General features: G+C 29.5%; 2 protein-coding genes. Both read left to right on the top strand.

Going from position 1 to position 369, the window contains the following annotated elements; genetic code table 11:
* Positions 1 to 100: hypothetical protein (locus VQ048_RS12780; RefSeq protein WP_327611996.1), on the top strand; the 100-nt coding region annotated here is incomplete at its 5' end.
* Between the two features lie 8 nt (positions 101 to 108).
* On the top strand, positions 109 to 276 hold the full coding sequence (locus VQ048_RS12785) for a hypothetical protein (protein ID WP_327611995.1): 168 nt from the start codon (positions 109 to 111) through the stop codon (positions 274 to 276).
* Positions 277 to 369: the final 93 nt, after the last annotated feature.

The raw sequence follows: 369 nt of genomic DNA on the forward strand, positions 1-369 counted from the left end.
TATGAAACCTTATTTTCCAGCTAAAAACTTTTTGATTAAAATGGATGGTCAAAAAGGGACAGATGGTAATGAATGGGATACAGAATATCAGCAAAATTAATTTAGAGAATGGCAGAGTTTTGTAAAGAATGTGCTCGTAAAATAGGAGTCTCTTTTGATGGTTATCCCGTATTTTGTGAAGGGTGTGGCATTTATATTGAACACTCGCCACTTAAACAGTACATTATGAATCAAATAGATATGTTTATAAAACTCATCAAAAAAAATAATCAATAAACTTTAAAATCCACTTTGAAAATACAAAGTGGATTTTTACATTTTAAACTTTCTACTCGATGGAGTTACTTCATTTTTTAAAGACTGAGTGTT

Origin of the sequence: Bergeyella anatis (genome assembly GCF_036016955.1) — a bacterium.
In the GTDB taxonomy this organism is placed as follows: domain Bacteria; phylum Bacteroidota; class Bacteroidia; order Flavobacteriales; family Weeksellaceae; genus JAYWXI01.